The sequence below is a fragment of the Streptomyces calidiresistens genome (genome assembly GCF_014141525.1).
GTDB lineage: Bacteria > Actinomycetota > Actinomycetes > Streptomycetales > Streptomycetaceae > Streptomyces > Streptomyces calidiresistens.
Genome location: NZ_VKHS01000743.1, coordinates 1 through 2,645 on the forward strand (window position 1 = coordinate 1; position 2,645 = coordinate 2,645).

A 2,645-nucleotide genomic window follows, 5' to 3' on the forward strand; every position below is an offset into this window, starting at 1 on the left:
GGGTCCTCCCCGGGGAGGGGTCCCTCGGCGGCCCGGGCGGGATCGGGGGTCCCCGAGGTGTCCGGCGGGTCCCCGTACAGCACGCAGCGGACGGTGCGGTCCGGGCCGAGCACCACCTCCGGGGGCGGCCCCGCGTCGCACACGCCGGCGATCGCCTCGTCGCAGCGCGGGTGGAAGGGGCACCCCGTCGGGCGTTCCGAGGGGTGCGGGACCCGGCCCCGGATCTGGGGCAGGTGCCCCCGGCCGGAGGGGTCCGGCGCCGGGCCGCCTTCCGCTCCGAGGCCCGGTACCGAGGCCAGCAGGGCCCGGGTGTAGGGGTGGCGGGGGTGGTGGAAGATGTCGTCCACGGGTCCCCGCTCCACCACGGTGCCCAGGTACATCACCACCACCTCGTCGGCGATCTCCGCGACCACCCCGAGGTCGTGGGTGATGAAGAGGACCGCGAGGCCGGTGCTCTCCCGGAGGTCCAACAACAGGTCGAGGATGCGGGCCTGGATGGTGACGTCCAGGGCGGTGGTGGGTTCGTCGGCGATCAGCAGGTCCGGGTCGCAGGAGAGTCCCATGGCGATCATGACGCGCTGGCACATCCCGCCGGAGAGCTGGAAGGAGTAGGCGTCGAAGCGCCGTTCGGGTTGCGGGATGCCCACCCGGCGCAGCACGGAGATCGCGTGGTCACGTGCCTCGGCGCGGTTCATTCCCCGGTGCAGGCGGATGGTTTCCACGAGTTGGTCCCCGATGGTGTGCATGGGGGACAGGGAGGCCATCGGTTCCTGGAAGACCATGGCGATCTCCCCGCCGCGCACGCTCCGCAGCACGGGGTCGCGCGGGTGCAGTGCGGTGGGGTCCACCGGGGTCGAACGGCCGCCGCCCCGCCACTGGACGGTGCCGCCGACCACCCGGCCCGGGGGATCGACCAGGCCGAGGACGGAGCGGGCGGTGACGCTCTTGCCGCAGCCGGACTCCCCCACCACGCAGACGATCCGTCCGGCGTTCACGACCAGGTCCACCCCGTCGACCGCTCGCACCACGCCGTCGTCGGTCTCGAAGTGGGTGCGCAGGCCGCTGACCCGCAGCAGCGGGGGCTCCCCGGCGGTGTGCCCGGCGGCGTCGGGGGCGCCGGCGCGCTCGTGCCCACCGGGAGGGGCGGACGGCCCGCCACCGGCGGTGCCGGCGCCGGAATCACCTCGGGCGGGGTCGCCTCCGGCATGGGCGGTGCGCTCCTTTCCGCTGCCCGGGCCCCGCGCGGTGTCGGGGGCGGACATCGTGCCGCCGGGGGCGGCACCGGTGGTGGGGGCCGGCATGGCGTTCTCCATCGTCGGTTCGGGTGGTTCCCGGCGGGTCCGGTGGTTTCCGGCCCCGCCGGGGTGGGGTGGTACCGCCGGCCCCCGGGCGAAGCGCGCCGGGGGCCGGCGGGGTTCATCGGCGGTAGGGGTCGGCCGCGTCGCGCAGCCCGTCACCGACGAAGTTGAGGGCCAGCACGATGACCACCACCAACAGGCCGGGCAGCAACAGCCAGGGCGCCTGGTCGATGACCCGTACGGAGGTGGCGTCGTTGAGCAGCACGCCCAGGCTCACGACCGGTGGCCGCATTCCCAGCCCGAGCCAGCTCAGGGCCGTCTCGGCGAGGATCACGCCGGGGATGGAGAGGGTGAGCGCGGCGATGAGGTGACTGGTGAAGGAGGGGAGCATGTGGCGGAAGACGATGCGTCCCCCGGAGGCGCCGTCGAGGCGGGCGGCGGTGACGAAGTCCTCGTGGCGCAGCATCAGGAAGCGTCCGCGCACCTCGCGGGCGAGGGTGGTCCAGGCGAGCAGCGAGAGGATGACGCTGATCAGGAAATATCTGCGGACGGGTCCGATGTCCACGGGGATGGCCGCGGTCATGCCCAACCACAGCGGCAGGGTGGGCACGGCCATCACGAACTCGATGAAGCGTTGGATCAGGGTGTCCACCCGGCCGCCGAGGTAGCCGGAGATGCCGCCGAGCACGACGCCCAGGACGAAGGCGAGGGCGACGCCGACCAGGCCGACGGAGAGCGAGATCCGGGTGGCGTGGATGAGGCGGGAGAGTTGGTCCCGGCCGACGCGGTCGGAGCCGAGGAGGTACATCGGATCGTCCGGATTCACCGGTCCGATGAGGTGACGATCGGTCGGGATGACGCCCAACAGGCGGTAGGACTCCCCCTTGGCGAAGAGCCGCACCGGAATCCGCTCGGACTCGTCGATCGAGTAGTGGATCCGCAGGTTCTCGTCCTGCTCGAAGGCGTAGCCGTGGACGTAGAGGCCCTCGGAGAGGCTGACCCGCAGGGTTTGCGGGGGCGCGTAGGTGTAGTCGGCGTTGAGCCGACCGGTGCCGAAGGGCGCCAGGAACTCGGCGAAGAGCACGACGAACAGCAGGAAGAGGGTGATCACCGCCCCCGCGACGGCGGGTTTGTGGCGGCGGAAGGTGCGCCACACCGGGCGGGGGCGCCCCGTTCGGCGCGGAGGGGCGGACGGGTCGCCACCGGTCTGTTCACCGGTCGGGTCCGGCGGGGGCTCGGCCGCCGGGGCGCCCGGAACGGCGGAGGGGGACCCCGCCCGGGAGGCCGCCGGGTCCGGCCCGGGGAGTTGGGGCTGGGTCACGGCCTCACCTCCGGTGACGAGGGGGT

Annotated in this window: 2 protein-coding genes; both read right to left on the bottom strand. The window is 73.5% G+C overall.

Annotation, left to right across the window (positions count from 1 at the left end; all coding sequences use genetic code 11):
* A partial coding sequence (locus FOE67_RS30500; protein ID WP_323385283.1) for an ABC transporter ATP-binding protein occupies positions 1-1,301 on the bottom strand: 1,301 nt, incomplete at its 3' end.
* A gap of 115 nt (positions 1,302-1,416) precedes the next feature.
* Positions 1,417-2,645: ABC transporter permease (locus FOE67_RS22225; protein ID WP_194444577.1), on the bottom strand; the 1,229-nt coding region annotated here is incomplete at its 5' end.